Raw genomic sequence first — 15,212 nt, 5'->3', positions numbered from 1 at the left:
AGGTCTCGGAAGAGGCCTCCATCCGGCCGCGCGTTCCCCAAAAGCCTTCCTGCGGGGCTCGCTGACGCGGGCGTCTCAGGATGCGGACGCGGGTCGGATCCGGCGCCGCGCTTGCGGCCCGGCTGCGCGCCGCGTTACCCCTGGGCTCAAGCCCCTCTCTCCGAGACCGCGATGCGCTTTTCCGGAACCGAGACCTACGTCGCGACCCCCGACCTCACCGCGGCGGTCAACGCCGCGGTGGTGCTGGAACGCCCGCTTCTGGTGAAGGGCGAGCCCGGCACCGGCAAGACGGTGCTGGCCGAGGAGATCGCCAGGGGGCTCGGTGCGCCGCTGATCGTCTGGAACATCAAGTCGACCACCAAGGCGCAGCAGGGTCTCTACGAGTACGACGCGGTCTCGCGCCTGCGCGACTCCCAGCTCGGCGATCCCCGGGTCTCGGAGATCGGGAACTACATCCGGCGCGGCAAGCTCTGGGAGGCGTTCACTGCGCCCGAGCGCCCGGTCCTGCTGATCGACGAGATCGACAAGGCCGATATCGAGTTCCCCAACGACCTCCTCACCGAACTCGACCGGATGGAGTTCCACGTCTACGAGACCGGCGAGACCGTCAAAGCCGTGCGCCGGCCGATCGTGATCATCACGTCGAACAACGAGAAGGAGCTGCCGGACGCCTTCCTGCGCCGCTGCTTCTTCCACTACATCAAGTTCCCCGACGCCGAGACGCTGCAGCGCATCGTCGACGTCCACTATCCGGGCATCAAGCACCGCCTCGTCGAGGAGGCCCTGCGGACCTTCCTGGCCTTGCGCGAGGTGCCGGGCCTGAAGAAGAAGCCTTCGACCTCGGAACTGCTCGACTGGCTGAAGCTCCTCGTCTCCGAGGACATCGCCCCCGAGACCCTGCGCGAGCAGGACAGCCGCAAGCTGATCCCGCCCCTGCACGGGGCGCTCCTGAAGAACGAGCAGGATGTCAGCCTCTTCGAGAAGCTGGCCTTCATGATGCGCCGGGACCAGCGCGGCGGCTGAATTCGCGTGAAGACCCGAGGACTCCCGCCAGAGGAGCCCGGGACAGGGACGGAGCGTGCGGCATGGGCGAGATCGCGATCGTCGGCGGCGGCGTGATGGGGCACGGCATCGCCCTGGTGCTGGCGCTCGGCGGCCACGGCGTGCGGATCACCGACACGTCACCGGAGACCCGCGCGCGGGTGCCCGGCCTGATGGAATCGGCGCTGGCCACCCTGCAGGAGGCAGGGGCCGCGCCCGCGGGCTGGGATGCCGAGCGACTGGCACGGGCCGTCCGGGTCGAGGCGGCGCTGGACGCGGCGGTGGCGGGCGCCGGCCTCGTCATCGAGGCGATCACCGAGAACCCGGAGGCGAAGCGCGCCCTGTTCGCCGAGCTCGACCGGCTCTGCCCGGCCGACGCGATCCTCGCCAGCAACACCAGCTATCTCGACGTGTTCCCGCTGATCCCGGAGGCCCGGCAGGCGCGGGCGCTGATCCTGCACTGGTACACGCCGCCCTACATCGTCGACCTCGTCGACGTGGTCCCGGGGCCCGGCACGGATCCGGCGGTGGTCGCCGCCATGGCCGACCTCGTGCGCGGCCTCGGGCAGGTCCCGATCGTGCTGAAGCGCTTCATCCCCGGCTACATCGCCAACCGCATCCAGCAGGCGATCAGCGCCGAGGTGTTCCGGCTCCTCGACGAGGACGTCGCCGCGCCGCGGGACATCGACGATGCGATCATCCACGGACTCTCCTTGCGCATCCCGATCCTCGGCCACCTCGCCAAGGCCGACTTCACCGGCCTGGAGCTGACGCAGCGCGCGCTCGCCAACGGCAGCTACGCGCCGCCGCCGCCGCGCACCCGCTCCGAGACCCTCGACGCCCTCTGCGCCGCGGGCCGGACCGGGGTGATGGCGGGGCGCGGCTATTTCGACTGGGGCGGCCGGGCGCCCGCGGAGCTGTTCCGCGAGCGCGACCGCAAGCTCCTGGCGCTCAAGGCGGCGATGGCCGGGATCGGCCGGATGGAGGGATCATGATCGGAGCGGACCTGTCCGGACGGCGCGTCCTCGTCACCGGAGCCTCGTCGGGCATCGGCCTCGCGACGGTGGAAATCTTCGCCCGCAACGGCGCCGCGGTGGCGCTGAATCACCTGCCCGACGATCCCCGCGGTCCCGCCGAGGTCGCGCGACTTGCCGGGACGGGGCTCTCGGTGCTCGCGCTGCCCGGGGACGTGTCGCGGGCGGGCGAGGCCGAGGCGATGGTGGCGGCCGGGATCGACCGGCTCGGCGGCCTCGACGTGCTCGTCAACAATGCCGGAACGTCGGGCACGACCACGCCCATCGCCTTCGAGGATCTCGACGCGATGAGTGAGGATTTTTGGGCCACGATCCTGGCGACCAACCTCCTCGGGCCGTTCCGCTGCGCCCGGGCCGCGGCCGCGACCCTCAAGGCGAGCCGGGGCGCCATCGTCAACACCGCCTCGGTGGCCGGGCTCGGGCGGCGGGGCTCCTCGGTGGCCTACGCGGCCAGCAAGGCCGGGCTGATCAACCTGACCCGCAGCCTCGCCCGGGCGCTGGCGCCCGACGTGCGGGTCAACGCGGTGGCGCCGGGCCTCGTGGCCACGCCCTGGACCGAGCCCTGGTCGGAGGCGCGCAAGGCCTCGACGGTGGAGCGCACGATGCTCGGCCGCATGGCCCGGCCGGAGGACATCGCCGAGACGATCTTCTTCCTCGCGGCGGGGGCGGCCTACATCACCGGCGAGACGATCACGGTCGACGGCGGGGCGATCTGAGCCCGGGGAGGATACGATGTCGAGCACCACCGTCATCACCTGTGCCCTCACGGGCTCCTTCGACACGCCGAAGAAGAATCCGGCCGTGCCGGTGAGCCCGAAGGCCATCGCCCAGTCGGCCCTCGAGGCCGCCGCCGCCGGGGCCGCGGTGGTCCACATCCACGTCCGCGATCCCGAGACCGCCGCGCCCAGCATGGAGTTGGCCCATTACCGCGAGGTGGTGGAACGGATCCGCGACCAGAACGACAGCGTGATCCTCAACCTGACCACGGGGGCGGGGGGCCGGTTCGTGCCCGGCGATCCCGATCCGGCCGTCGCCGGCCCGGGCACCACCTTCGTGAGCCCGGAAGCCCGCACCCGGCACGTGGCGGCACTCACACCCGAGATCTGCACCCTCGACGTCGCCACGATGAATTTCGGCGAGCACCTGTTCCTCAACACCCCCGGCCACCTGCGGGCGATGGCGGGTCACATCCGCGACGCGGGCGTGAAGCCCGAGATCGAAGTGTTCGATCTCGGCCAGATCGAGCTGGCCCGGCACCTGATCGCCGAGGGGCATCTGGCGCGGCCGCCGCTGTTCCAGATCTGCCTCGGCATTCCCTGGGGAGCGCCGGCGACACCGGAAGCCCTGGTGGCGATGCGCGCCCGGCTGCCGGAGGACGCGGTCTGGTCGGCCTTCGGCATCGGCCGTGAGGAGTTCCCGATCCTCGCGGTCGCCGCCGGCATGGGCGGCAACGTCCGCGTCGGGCTGGAGGACAACCTGTACCTGTCCCGCGGCACCCTCGCGCCGAGCAACGCCGCGCTGGTGGAGAAGGCCGTGAACCTGCTGGCCCATATCGACCGTGCGCCGGCCACGCCCGATCAGGCGCGGGCGATCTTCGGGCTGGCGCCGCGGGGCGGTTGAGAGTCCGGTCGCCGCCGCTCACCCGTCATCACGTGCGCAGCGAAGACGGGGTGGCGCCTCGGAGAAGCGAATGCCCGTCCGCGATCACCGAAGCGTCGTCGCGGGCGGGGAAGGCGGCCCCTGACGGAACGCCCGCATCCTCACGCGTTGCCGTATCGACCGCGATCCCCCCCGGATAGTCTGCACCCTGAGAAGAACCGAGCGGCGATCAACGCCGCCGCGTTCGGACAAACAGGGAGAGAGACATGACGGTCCGCCACCACGTCGCGCGACTGCTCGGGAGCTTGTGCGCGCTCGGCGCCGGCGCCGCCTTCGCGGCCGACCTCGTCCCGGTGAAGATCGGCGTCCTGAACGACCGCTCGGGCGTCTACTTCGATTCCACCGGCGAGGGCTCGGTGGTGGCCGCCCGCATGGCGGTCGAGGACTTCAAGCCGGAGGCGCACGGGCTGAAGGTCGAGGTCGTCTCCGCCGACCACCAGAACAAGCCCGATGTCGGCGCCTCCGTCACCCGGCAATGGTACGACCGCGACGGCGTCGACGCGGTGTTCGACGTGCCGACCTCCTCGGTGGCGCTCGCCATCGCGCAGATCACCAAGGAGAAGAACAAGGCCTTCATCAACTCGGGCGGCGGCACCGCCGACCTCACCGGGCCGGCCTGCACGCCCAACACCGTGCACTGGACCTACGACACGGCGGCGCTCGCCAACGGCACCGGCAAGGCGATGCTCAAGCGCGGCGGCAAGACCTGGTACTTCATCACCGCCGACTACGCCTTCGGCCTCGCCCTGGAGCGCGACACCAAGGCCGTGGTGGAGAAGAACGGCGGCACGGTCGTCGGCGGCGTGCGCACGCCCTTCCCGAACCCGGACTTCTCCTCGTTCCTTCTCCAGGCCCAGGCCTCGGGGGCGCAGGTGATCGGGCTCGCCGATGCCGGCCTCGACGCCGCCAACGCCATCAAGCAGGCGCACGAGTTCGGCATCCGCCAGGGCGGCCAGAAGATCGCCGCCCTGCTGATCGCCATCACCGACATCCACTCGCTGGGCCTGGAGGTGGCGCAGGGGCTCGACTTCACGGCCTCGTTCTACTGGGACCTCAACGACGGCACCCGCGCCTTCGCGGAGCGGTTCGAGAAGCGCATGCCCGGCAAGAAGCCGACCTCGTACCAGGCGGGCGTCTACGCCAGCACGCTGCACTACCTGAAGGCGGTGGCGGCCCTGCATTCGGCCAAGGACGGCGCCGCCGTGGTGGCCAAGATGAAGGAGATGCCCACCGACGACCCGCTGTTCGGCAAGGGCTCGATCCGGCCGGACGGGCGCAAGATCCACCCGATGTACCTGTTCGAGGCCAAGGCGCCCTCCGAGTCGAAGGGCGCGTGGGACCTCTACAAGGTGCTGGAGACGATCCCCGCCGAGCAGGCCTTCCGCCCGATGAGCGAGGGCGGCTGCCCGATGGTGGCCGGCATGACCGCGAAGTAGGGGCCCGAGCTATCCCACCAAACCCCTCAGCCTGAGGTGCCGCGCAGCGGCCGCGAAGGAGGGCTCCAGGGATCGCGGCGGTATCGGGAGGGCTCCTTCGAGGCTTCCGCTTCGCTCCAGCACCTCAGGATGAGGGCGGGGGTCGGATGAGCGCCTCTCACGCCGCCCCGATCCGGTCGAGCGCCGCCATGGCCTCCTCCGGCAGGCTGAGTTCCGCCGCCGCGAGGTTCTCGCGCAGGTGGCCGAGGGACGACGTCCCCGGGATCAGCAGGATGTTGGGCGACCGGCGGAGCAGCCACGCGAGCGCCACCTGCATCGGCGTCGCGCCGAGCCCGGCGGCCACCTCCGACAGGGTGCCCGATTGCAGCGGGCTGAACCCGCCCAGCGGGAAGAACGGCACGTAGGCGGTGCCGGAAGCCGCGAGGGCGTCGATGAAGGCGTCGTCGCCCCGGTGGGCGAGATTGTACTGGTTCTGCACGCAGACGATGTCGGCGATCCGGCGCCCGTCCGCCACCTGACGCGGCGTGGCGTTGCTCAGGCCGATCCGGCGGATCAGCCCCCGGCGCTGGAGATCGGCCAGCACGGTGAGCGGCGCCTCGACCGGGCCCTCCGCCGGCCCGTGGACGTCGAACATCAGGCGCAGGTTGACCACGTCGAGGGCCTCGACGCCGAGGTTGCGCAGATTGTCGTGGACCGCCTGCGTCAGCTCCGCGGCCGAGAAGGCCGGGTTCCACGAGGCGTCGGCCCCGCGCTTCGCGCCGACCTTGGTGACGATCACGAGGTCGTCCGGGTAGGGGTGCAGCGCCTCGCGGATGATCTGGTTGGTGACGTGCGGCCCGTAGAAGTCGCTGGTGTCGATGTGGTCGACGCCCGCGGCGACGGCCGCGCGCAGCACCGCGATGGCGGCGGCGCGGTCCCTGGGCGGCCCGAACACGCCCGGCCCGGCGAGTTGCATGGCCCCGTAGCCGAGCCGCTTCACCCTGCGGTCGCCGAGTTGGAACGTGCCGGCCTGCGCGATGTCGGTCATGACGGATCTCCTGTTCGCGTCCCGGATGTAGACGCCAGCGATTCGACAGATAAGCGGTGACAATCGGCACGGGCTGTGCGGATCTTCGAACAATGACCCAGGATCTCACGGACCTCGCCGCCTTCGTGACCGTGGCGCGGGCCGGCGGCTTCCGCGAGGCCGCCCGCGCCGGGGGCGGGAGCGCGTCGCGCCTCAGTGAGGCGGTGCGCCGGCTGGAGACGGGGCTCGGCGTGCGCCTCCTGAACCGCACCACCCGCAGCGTCGCGCCCACCGAGGCGGGCATGCGCCTGCTGGAGCGGCTCGGCCCGGCTTTGGCCGAGGTGGAATCCGCCCTCGACGTGGTGAACGGGTTCCGCGACCGGCCGGCCGGGACGCTGCGGCTCAACGTGCCGCTGAGCGCGGCGCGCCTCGTCCTGCCGGCCCTCGTGCCGCCCTTCCTGGCGGCCTATCCAGAGATCCGCCTGGAGGCGGTCGTCGAGGACGGGTTCGTCGACGTGCTGGCGGCGGGCTGCGACGCCGGGATCCGCTACGACGAGCGGCTGGAGCAGGACATGATCGCCGTGCCGATCGGCCCGCGGCGGCAGCGCTTCGCCACCGCCGCGTCCCCGGCCTATCTCGACCGGCGCGGCCGGCCGGAGCATCCGCGCGACCTCCTCGCCCATGCCTGCCTGCTCGGCCGGTTCCCGAGCGGCGCCCTGACGGCGCCCTGGGAGTTCGAGCGCGACGGCGACATCGTCCGGGTGGACCCGTCCGGGCCGCTGATCGTGCGGGTCGCCGCCAGCGACCTCGCGGTGGAAGCCGCGGTCGCGGGAACCGGGATCGTCCACCTGTTCGAGGACTGGCTGCGCCCGCAGCTCGCGAGCGGCGCCCTGGAGCCGGTGCTGGAACCCTGGTGGCAGGTCTTCTCCGGCCCGTTCCTCTACTATCCGGGCCGGCGGCTCCTGCCGGCGCCCCTGCGCGCCTTCGTGGATTTCGTCGGCGCGCAGGCGTCGCGCGCTAGAACCGGAGGGTGAAGGTGCCCTTCACGGCCTGATCCTGGGCGCGGGCGCCGGTCTGGCCCGTGTAGGCCACGCCCAGGCTCGCGTTCGGCGCCACCGCCAGATCGAGCCCGACCTGCGCCACCAGCGCGTCCCGGTCGATCGGCACGCCCGCGCTCAGGAAGGCCGGGCCCGTGCCGAACCGCAGCAGGGCCGTCGGCACCACGTCGCCGAACGCCCGCCGGTAGCCGACCAGACCCCGCAGCGTCACCGGAAGACCCAACCCCAGCTCCAGGCCCGTCTGCGCCCGCACCCCCACGGTCGCCGCGCCCAGATCGTAGTCCCGCGCGACGCTCGCCAACGCCGCCGCGCCCCCGGTCTCCGCGAAGGCGTCCCGCCGGATGCCGACATACGCCCCGCCGACGAACGGCTCGACGTAGGAGGCCGCCGGCGGCACCGGCACCGCGACGCCGTCCCTCGACACCAGAGCCGCCGGAGCCGGCTGGCCGAGCGCGATCCTCCAGCCGATCTCGCCGAAACCCTGCACCGTATAGCCGCCGCCATGGCCGCTCAGCGTGTCCGACAGCCCGTACAGCACCGCCCGCCGGGTGCGCGTGTCGGTCCCGGCGTAGAGCGCCCCCAGCCGCAGCGACAACGGCCCGACCTCATAGCCGCCATACAGGCCGCCGAAGCCGCTCTTGAGCGTGGCGCTCTCCGCCCGGCTCGTGCCGCCGGACCGGCCGGCGCTGTCGAGATACGCCTCCGTGTAGCCGCCGACCACGCCGACGCGCAGCCCGTTCGACACGCGGACATCCGCGCCCGCCGCGAAGCCGGCGATCTGCCGGTCGAGGTTGAACGCGTTGCCGCCGCCCTCGGCCGTGCCGAAGGCGCCGAAGCCCTGGCCCCAGAGCCCGAACACCTGCGGGTCGAGCGTCCGCACCGGCACGCCCGCCACCACCGGCTGGCGCCCCGGCAGGTCGGCCGCGTAGGCGGCCGGCAGGGTGCCGTAATCGAGCCCGGTGCCGGGGCTGCCCCAGCGCAGGCGGTCGAGCACCGCCTCGCGCACGAAGAACGCGGTCTCGTAGGCGGTGGACACGGTGCCGGCGTGGATGTCGCCCGCCAGCGCCCGGAAGGCGTTGCCGGCCTCGGCCGTGGTGAAGGCGACCGCCGCGTCGAAGAGCCGGCCGCCGCCGGCCGCCTGGACGGCGGTGGCTGCGGCCGCGCCGTTGCGGCTGGTGGCTGACGCGGCGAACGGCACGTCGTTGCGGGTGAGGGTCAGGTCGACCGCGTCGGTCCGGTAGCGCAGGCCCGGGCTGAGGAAGGCGAGGTTCGCCGTCACGCCGGCGAACTGGCCCGAGACGCCGCCGGCGGCGGAGAGGATCGTGTAGGTGGTGCGCGGGTTGTAGGCGCCCGAGGCGGCCAGCACCTGGACGGTGCCGCCCGACAGGGTGGCGCTGCCGGTGGCGGCGATGCGGTCGGCCTGTCCGGCGGCGTTGGCCTCGACCCGGTAGGTCGAGCCGGCCGCGAAGGCGGCATTGCCGGCGACGGTGAGCGTGCCGATGGAGTTGCCGGGAGACACGGTGCCCCCCGAGAGCGCGCCGATCCCGCCCACCGTGCCGGAGCCGCCGAGCTCCGCCCCCGGCAGCACCGACACGACCGAGTTGGCGAGGGAGCCGTTCACCGCGAGCCGCCCGGCCTGAACCGTGGTGGCGCCGCTCAGCGTGCTGAGGCCGGTGAGCGTGAGGGTGCCGGCATTGGTCTTGGTCAGGGTCCCGGAGCCCGTGATGGCGTTGGGCAGCGTCCCGTCGACGGATTGATCGACCACGAGGGCCGCGTTGTCGACGATCGCGCCCGTGCCGAAGGCGCCGGCATGGCCGACCAGCGTCCCGCCACCGATCGTTGTGCCGCCCGCGTAGGTGTTGGCGCCGGCCAGCACCAGGGTGCCGCTGCCGAGCTTCTCGAGGCTGCCCGCGCCGCCGATATCGTTGCGCCACACATCGTAGGCCGAGAAGCCGCCCTTGGCTGCATCCAGGGTGACGCTGACGGGACCGTTGAAGGCCCCGTAGCCGTCGGCGGCGGCGAACAGGTTGATGCGGTCGTAGCCCAGGCCGTTGTCGAGGAACCCGCCGGAGGGCAGCTCGGTGGTGGCGATCACGTCGCGGCGCTGCGCCGCCGTGAGGTAGGGGAAGCGCGTCGCGAGCAGCGCCTCGGCGCCCGTCGGGACCACCGACGGCAGATTGGTGGGTCCGACCGAGGGGAGACCGTAGGTGAGGCGCGCCGTGTAGGCGGCCTTGTTGCGCGCAGAATCGGAGAAGCGGTCGGTGGCGGGATCGACCGCGGCGTGGGCGCACCGTTCCACCGGCCCGCCGCAGGCCTGGCTCAGGTAGCTCTGGGCCTGCGCGACGGCGTCCGCCAGCAGGGTCGCGTTGGCCGGGTCGTTGAGCGCCCGGATGGCGAAGTAGGTCGCCAGCACGCGGCCGCCGATCACGTCGGTGGGCGAGTGCATCCCCGCCTCGATGCGGTTGTCACCGAGCTCGCTGGCGCGGGTGAGCAGTTCCTGGAACCGCTGCGGGACCGCGTAGGCCAGGGCGAGGGCCGAGAGGTAGGCGGCGTTGGTGTGGCCGCTCGGGAAGCCGCCATCCGTCGCGGGCGTCGGGCTCTTCTCCGGCACGAGGGAGGGCGGCACGACGAAGCCGAGGCTTCCGCCGTTCAGGCTCTGCCGCCACGGGCGCGGGTAGCTGTAGGCGTCCTTGGCCGGGCTGGTGGAGGCGTTGGTCCGGAACACGTTGACCAGCTGCACGACCTTCCCGAGGGGCGACGTCGTCACGCCGGCGCCGGTGCCCTGGTCGACATACTGGACGCGGGACGTGGTCGCGTCGAAGGCCGGGATCGTGGTGGTCGCCCCGGACCCCGCCAGATAGGCCTGGGTCAGTGGGCCGAGGCCGTGGATGACGCTGTAGCTCTGGTTGCGGCGGTCGTCGTAATAGGCGGCAATCTCCTGCGCGAGAGTCCGCTCCCGCGCCCGCTCGGCGACGATCTGGATGTTGCGCAGCAGGAGGGGCGCCCCGAGGGCCGTGGGCGATCCGGTGTCGTAGGTCCGTCCGGGGATCCAGATCCGCCCGAAGCCCGACAGGATGTCGACGCCGTTGCCCGTACCGGGCGTCTGTGCCTGGGCGCCCGAACCGAGCATCGCGACCGCCAGAGCGGCGATTGAGACCCCATATCCCCGTTTCATGATGCGCTCCCCGACACCGCCCCGTCCGGCCGGTCGCGCGCCCCATATCCAAGATCATCGGTGGAAAATCGTCATATTTCGTTCAACATCTGACGTCTTCTTGATTCGTATCTTCGGAGCAACACTCTGTAAGTCGGCTTATTTTCGAAAAATATACCGAGATGTCCGGATTTATTCTATCACAATATCCGTCAAGAACTGGGTTTCGGCCTTCGATTGCCGCGTACGTGCGGCCGCACCTGAATAGCCGCGCCCGAGGCCGGGAGCGGTTGCAGGGGTCGGGGCCAGGCGGGGCAGGGGAGGCGGCCCGGATTGCGCCCGGGCGGATCCGGCGCCGAAGCGACCCGGCGGGATGCCGTGCGAATCGCCCGGCGGCGCGTGCGGATGCCGCCGGGACCGGCGGCCGGGCCTACTTCGGCAGTTCGAACACCGTGAGCTGCCCGCCCGGCGCCGTGTATTGCGACAGGGCCGCGTAGCCGCCGACCGCCCCCGAACCGTCGGCGGGATCGGTGAGCCCGGCCGCCAGACCGATCCCGGCCCAGCCGCCGACCCCGGAGAGCACCGCCACGTACTGCTTCCCGTCGTGCAGGTAGGTGGTGACGTTGCCGACGATGCCGGACGGCGTCTTGAACCGGTAGAGCTCGTGCCCGTCCCGGGCATCGACCGCCTTCAGGTAGCCCTCCAGCGTGCCGTAGAAGACCACGTTGCCGGCGGTGGCCAGCGCCCCCGACCAGACCGAGAAGGCTTCCGGGATCGTCCAGGCGATCCGGCCCTTGGCGCCGTCCCAGGCGATGAACGCCCCGGTCCGGTCCGAGCCCTCCGGCGGGTGCAGGGTGAGCGTCGCGCCGACATAGGGCTGGCCGGGCGTGTAGGTGACCCGGAACGCCTCGTAATCCATGCACATGTGGTTGGTCGGCACGTAGAACAGCCGGGTCAGGGGCGAGTAGGCCGCGGGCTGCTGGTTCTTGGCGCCCAGCGCCCCGGGGCAGATGTTCTTGGTCACCTCCTCCTCGTCGGCCTCCCCGGGCGCATAGCGCTTGTCGACCACCGGCCGGCCGTAATCGGGGGCGGCGGGGTCCATCACGATCCGGCTGGCCCAGTTGACCGTGGGATCGAACTTCTCCGCCACCAGCACTTCGCCCGTGGCGCGGTCGAGCGTGTAGCCGAAGCCGTTCCGGTCGAAATGGGTCAGCACCTTGCGCGACCGCCCGGCGATCACCTGCTCGGTGAGGATCATCTCGTTGACGCCGTCATAGTCCCACTGGTCGTGGGGGGTCATCTGGTAGACCCAGCGGGCCATGCCCGTGTCGGCGTCGCGGGCGATGATCGCCATGGACCAGCGGTTGTCGCCGGGGCGCTGGGACGGGTTCCAGGTCGCGGGGTTGCCGGTGCCGTAATAGACGAGGTTCAGGTCGGGATCGTAGGAGAACCAGCCCCAGCTGCAGGCGCCGCCGGTCCGCCATTGGTCGCCCTCCCAGCTCGTCAGCGAGGAATCCTTGCCGATCGGGCGCCCGAGTTCGGTCGTCGTCTCCGGATCGACCAGCATGTCGGCATCGGGCCCGGTGGCGTAGGCGCGCCAGAGGCGCCGGCCCGTCGCCTGATCGTAGGCGGTGACGTGGCAGCGCGCCCCGTACTCGCCCCCCGCGAGCCCGACGATGAGCTTGCCGTGGACCGGCAGGACCGTGGCGGTGTTGGTCTCGCCCCGGCCCGGATCGCCGTTCTTCACCGACCACAGCACCCGGCCGGTCTCGGGGTCGAGGGCGACCACGGTGGTGTCGGCCAGCTGCAGGAACAGCCGCCCGTCCGCGTAGGCCAGCCCGCGGGAGACCGTGTCGCAGCACATGACGGCGATGACGCCGGCCTCCTGCCGGGGGGCGTAGCGCCACAGGATTCGGCCGTCATGGTCGAGGTCGAGGGCGTAGACCACGTTGGGGAAGGGCGTGTGCACGATCATCACGTGCCCGACCACGATCGGCGCGCCCTCGTGGCCGCGCAGGACGCCGGTGGAGAAGGTCCAGGCGACCTTCAGGCGCCCGACATTGCCGGCGTCGATCTGGGCGAGATCCGAATAGCGGGTGTTGGCGTAGTCCAGGGTCTGGAGGACCGGCGCGGGTCCGGCCGAGGCCGCGCCGGCGAGGCCGGCGAGCGGCAGGGCCGCGAGGAGGGAAGCGCGCATCCTGAAAATCCTCCCGCCGCGCGGTCGCCGGCGCACCGGATCCCGCCCGGACCGCCTCACATCCGCTGCTGGACGATGGTCTCGGCCTGGGGATCCGGCTCGTGGCCGGCCGTGCGGAGCATCGGCACCACCTCGGCCGCCTCGCGGGCGACGAGGTAGCTCAGGTCGAGGCCCTCGCGGATGAAGCCGTGGCCGCGCATGTGCTCGAACAGGGCGAGCAGCGGCGCCCAGAACTCCGCCACCGAGACCAGCACCACCGGCTTCCGGTGCCGCCCGAGCTGCGCCCAGGTCAGCTGCTCGACCAGCTCTTCCAGGGTGCCGATGCCGCCCGGCAGGGTCACGAAGGCATCCGAGTGCTCGAACATCAGGCGCTTGCGGGTGTGCATGTCGGGCACCACCACGGTCTCCTGGACGTCCGCCAGCATGTGCTCCCGCGCCTGGAGGAAATCCGGGATGATGCCGGTGACGTGGCCGCCGGCGGCGAGCGCCGCCCGGGCGACCGTTCCCATCAGGCCGACATCGCCGCCGCCGTAGACGAGGCGCATCCCCGCCTGCGCGAGCGCGGTCCCGAGGACCTCCGCGGCCTCGCGGAAGGCCGGGTCGCGGCCGAAGCCGGAGCCGCAATAGACACAGACTGTCCTCACCGGGGCCATCCGGCGCCCTCCTCGCGCGTCCGTTGCGAGCCGTCCAGAACACGCCCCGCGCCCGGCACTCCACGCGCCAAACTGCTGAATTCGCGGGGGATTCGCCCGCCTGGACGGCGGGACGGCTTGGTGTCAGGACCATGTACGGTATTATGGGCGGCGCCGTCGACGGTTTTCGCGCGGGGCGGCCCGACGGGCGGCGGCAGGATCAGGGGAGGCCTTCGTGGCGATGTCGAGACAGGTGCGGCGCAGTCTCGCCCTGGCGCTCGCCGGCCTTCTCGGCGGACTGGGACTCGTGCTGGCGCTGTTCGGCGGCGATTCCCTGCGGCGGCTCACCGGCCGTCCCGTTCCGGACGCCCCCGCGCCGAGCGCCAGCCTGCGCGGCCTGACCGATCCGGGCGCCGTGGCCGGTCGCCCCGACCCGACCATCGACTTTCGCGACGACAAGCCGGGCCGGGCGAGCCCGGCGCCGGGGGCGGGCAACATGGCCGCCCGCCCGCAGGATCCCCGCGCCGCCGCACCCGGAGCGCCGCAGGCCGGCCCAAGCCCGGATGCGCGCCTGCCGGACGCCGCCGAGGCGCCGCGCTTCGACATCGTCCGGGTCGAGCCGAACGGCGACGCCGTGGTGGCCGGCCGCGGTGCGCCGGATGCCGGGATCGAGATGCTGGTCGACGGCAGGCCGGTGGCCCGGGCCAAGGCCGACGCCAACGGCCAGTTCGCGATCGTGCCGCCGGCCCTGCCGGCGGGGGCCAGCACCCTCCGCCTGCGCATGACCGGCAAGGACGGGCGCGCGACCGAGTCGCAGCAGAGCGTCGCGGTGGATGTCGCCCCCGGCCGGGATCGCCAGCCCCTGGTGGCCCTGACCGCCCCGGACGCCGCGACCGTGGTGCTGTCGCAGCCCGGCGCCCCCGGCGCGACGGCCGACGCCAAAGCGGGAGGCAAGGCGGATGGCTGGGCCGGATCCAAGCCCAGCTCTCAGCCCAGCACCGAGCCCGGCTCCAGGCCCGCCGACCCTGCGCAGGCCGCGCGGCCGGCCGGGAGCGGCGAGACCCGCGAGGCCGCGGCGCCCGGGTCGGCGCCGACCCGGATCGTCAGCGTGGACGTGCAGGGGAACGGCCGCCTGTTCGTGACGGCCACCGGTACGCCGGGAGCCAGGATCCAGCTCTACCTCAACGACACGCTGATCGCCCCCGGCAGCATCGGGCCGGACGGCCGGGCGACCTTCACCATCGGGCGCGGTCTCAAGTCCGGCCAGTACCAAGTGCGGATCGATGAGGTCGACCCGGCCACCGGCAAGGTCGCCAGCCGCGCGGCGGTGCCCCTGTCGGTGCCCGAGCCGGCGCAGCTCGCCGCCCGGGAACCCGCCGAGCCCGCGCCCTCGGCCGCCCAGGACGGGGCGCGGGCCCCGGACGCGCGGGCCGGCGACGCCCGCGACGGGGCCGATCGGGACCGGCCGGCCGCGGCCTCGCCCCCGGCCGCCGGAGCGAGCCCCCTGGTGGCCGACATGGCGGGGCCGAACCGGGCCGGGACGGTGTTCGTGCCGGAGATCAGCACGGCCCGGATCACCCGCGGCGACAATCTGTGGCGCATCAGCCAGCGCACCTATGGCCGGGGCGAGCGCTACACGGTGATCTACGACGCCAACCAGAACCAGATCCGCGATCCGGACCTGATCTATCCGGGCCAGATCTTCGTGCTCCCCGCCGACAAGCGCGGCTGAGCGGCTTCGGGGCCTGCCCGACCGTCCTCAGGGCCGCCGGGGCGGCCTGAAACGCCGGAGCTCCAGACCACGACCTCGTCCTGGGGTGCCCGCGCGCGCGGGCCTCGCAGGAGGGCTCCAGAATCCTGATCGCCAATCAGGGCGAGGCCCAGGGACGGGACGGGTCCCCGCGCGCAAGGCGCCCGGACCGCCTCCGGTCGATGCCGCCGAACCGTCGTCACGCGCACCGCCGTGACCGCGGGCGGCACAGCCCGGGCAGAGCC

11 protein-coding genes are annotated in these 15,212 nt (G+C 72.5%); 7 read left to right on the top strand and 4 right to left on the bottom strand.

All coding sequences use genetic code 11. The features are described 5' to 3' along the window. Positions 1-171 precede the first annotated feature (171 nt). The 5 genes from GGQ91_RS14505 to GGQ91_RS14485 all read left to right on the top strand — a co-directional run bounded on the left by GGQ91_RS14505 (position 172) and on the right by GGQ91_RS14485 (position 5,170). A complete protein-coding gene (locus tag GGQ91_RS14505; RefSeq protein WP_043347425.1) occupies positions 172-1,023 on the top strand; it encodes an AAA family ATPase in 852 nt (283 codons plus the stop codon). Between the two features lie 62 nt (positions 1,024-1,085). Further along, on the top strand, positions 1,086-2,036 hold the full coding sequence (locus GGQ91_RS14500) for a 3-hydroxyacyl-CoA dehydrogenase family protein (RefSeq protein WP_182592255.1): 951 nt from the start codon (positions 1,086-1,088) through the stop codon (positions 2,034-2,036). Further along, positions 2,033-2,791, top strand: a complete 759-nt coding sequence (locus GGQ91_RS14495) for an SDR family NAD(P)-dependent oxidoreductase (protein ID WP_053608470.1) — start codon at positions 2,033-2,035, stop codon at positions 2,789-2,791. The genes GGQ91_RS14500 and GGQ91_RS14495 overlap by 4 nt, the downstream gene beginning before the upstream one ends. Positions 2,792-2,807: 16 nt before the next feature. Next, positions 2,808-3,695: a beta-keto acid cleavage family enzyme gene (locus GGQ91_RS14490; protein WP_182592254.1), complete on the top strand. Its 888-nt coding sequence runs from the start codon at positions 2,808-2,810 to the stop codon at positions 3,693-3,695. A gap of 245 nt (positions 3,696-3,940) precedes the next feature. After that, the gene (locus GGQ91_RS14485; protein WP_182592253.1) at positions 3,941-5,170 is read left to right on the top strand and encodes an ABC transporter substrate-binding protein; all 1,230 of its coding nucleotides are present in this window, start codon (positions 3,941-3,943) and stop codon (positions 5,168-5,170) included. Between the two features lie 157 nt (positions 5,171-5,327). Here GGQ91_RS14485 and GGQ91_RS14480 read toward each other — a convergent pair whose 3' ends face one another. Continuing rightward, on the bottom strand, positions 5,328-6,197 hold the full coding sequence (locus GGQ91_RS14480; protein ID WP_182592252.1) for an aldo/keto reductase family oxidoreductase: 870 nt from the start codon (positions 6,195-6,197) through the stop codon (positions 5,328-5,330). A 92-nt stretch (positions 6,198-6,289) separates the two neighbouring features. On the opposite strand from GGQ91_RS14480, the gene GGQ91_RS14475 reads away from it, so the two are divergent. Beyond that, a complete protein-coding gene (locus tag GGQ91_RS14475) occupies positions 6,290-7,210 on the top strand; it encodes a LysR family transcriptional regulator (RefSeq protein ID WP_182592251.1) in 921 nt (306 codons plus the stop codon). Here the strand turns inward: GGQ91_RS14475 and GGQ91_RS14470 are convergent. The 3 genes from GGQ91_RS14470 to GGQ91_RS14460 form a co-directional block, all read right to left on the bottom strand. Beyond that, positions 7,194-10,409: an autotransporter family protein gene (locus GGQ91_RS14470; protein WP_182592250.1), complete on the bottom strand. Its 3,216-nt coding sequence runs from the start codon at positions 10,407-10,409 to the stop codon at positions 7,194-7,196. The genes GGQ91_RS14475 and GGQ91_RS14470 overlap by 17 nt on opposite strands. A gap of 409 nt (positions 10,410-10,818) precedes the next feature. After that, the gene (locus GGQ91_RS14465) at positions 10,819-12,585 is read right to left on the bottom strand and encodes a methanol/ethanol family PQQ-dependent dehydrogenase (protein ID WP_043347454.1); all 1,767 of its coding nucleotides are present in this window, start codon (positions 12,583-12,585) and stop codon (positions 10,819-10,821) included. A gap of 56 nt (positions 12,586-12,641) precedes the next feature. Next, positions 12,642-13,238 carry an LOG family protein gene (locus GGQ91_RS14460; protein ID WP_043347456.1) on the bottom strand — a complete coding sequence of 199 codons (597 nt, stop codon included), beginning with the start codon at positions 13,236-13,238 and terminating at the stop codon, positions 12,642-12,644. A gap of 220 nt (positions 13,239-13,458) precedes the next feature. On the opposite strand from GGQ91_RS14460, the gene GGQ91_RS14455 reads away from it, so the two are divergent. Then, the gene (locus GGQ91_RS14455) at positions 13,459-14,949 is read left to right on the top strand and encodes a LysM peptidoglycan-binding domain-containing protein (protein ID WP_053608321.1); all 1,491 of its coding nucleotides are present in this window, start codon (positions 13,459-13,461) and stop codon (positions 14,947-14,949) included. Positions 14,950-15,212: the final 263 nt, after the last annotated feature.

The organism is Methylobacterium fujisawaense, assembly GCF_014138435.1.
In the GTDB taxonomy this organism is placed as follows: Bacteria; Pseudomonadota; Alphaproteobacteria; order Rhizobiales; family Beijerinckiaceae; genus Methylobacterium; species Methylobacterium fujisawaense.
Note: the sequence above shows the minus strand (reverse complement) of the source record. Positions and strands in the feature narration are given on the sequence as shown.

Bases quoted from the DNA above. Each gene is read 5' to 3' on its own strand.
- GGQ91_RS14460 (WP_043347456.1), bottom strand. From the start codon at position 13,238: ATGGCCCCGGTGAGGACAGTCTGTGTCTATTGCGGCTCCGGCTTCGGC.
- GGQ91_RS14490 (WP_182592254.1), top strand. From the start codon at position 2,808: ATGTCGAGCACCACCGTCATCACCTGTGCCCTCACGGGCTCCTTCGAC.
- GGQ91_RS14470 (WP_182592250.1), bottom strand. From the start codon at position 10,409: ATGAAACGGGGATATGGGGTCTCAATCGCCGCTCTGGCGGTCGCGATG.
- GGQ91_RS14495 (WP_053608470.1), top strand. From the start codon at position 2,033: ATGATCGGAGCGGACCTGTCCGGACGGCGCGTCCTCGTCACCGGAGCC.
- GGQ91_RS14485 (WP_182592253.1), top strand. From the start codon at position 3,941: ATGACGGTCCGCCACCACGTCGCGCGACTGCTCGGGAGCTTGTGCGCG.
- GGQ91_RS14465 (WP_043347454.1), bottom strand. From the start codon at position 12,585: ATGCGCGCTTCCCTCCTCGCGGCCCTGCCGCTCGCCGGCCTCGCCGGC.
- GGQ91_RS14480 (WP_182592252.1), bottom strand. From the start codon at position 6,197: ATGACCGACATCGCGCAGGCCGGCACGTTCCAACTCGGCGACCGCAGG.
- GGQ91_RS14475 (WP_182592251.1), top strand. From the start codon at position 6,290: ATGACCCAGGATCTCACGGACCTCGCCGCCTTCGTGACCGTGGCGCGG.
- GGQ91_RS14505 (WP_043347425.1), top strand. From the start codon at position 172: ATGCGCTTTTCCGGAACCGAGACCTACGTCGCGACCCCCGACCTCACC.
- GGQ91_RS14455 (WP_053608321.1), top strand. From the start codon at position 13,459: ATGTCGAGACAGGTGCGGCGCAGTCTCGCCCTGGCGCTCGCCGGCCTT.
- GGQ91_RS14500 (WP_182592255.1), top strand. From the start codon at position 1,086: ATGGGCGAGATCGCGATCGTCGGCGGCGGCGTGATGGGGCACGGCATC.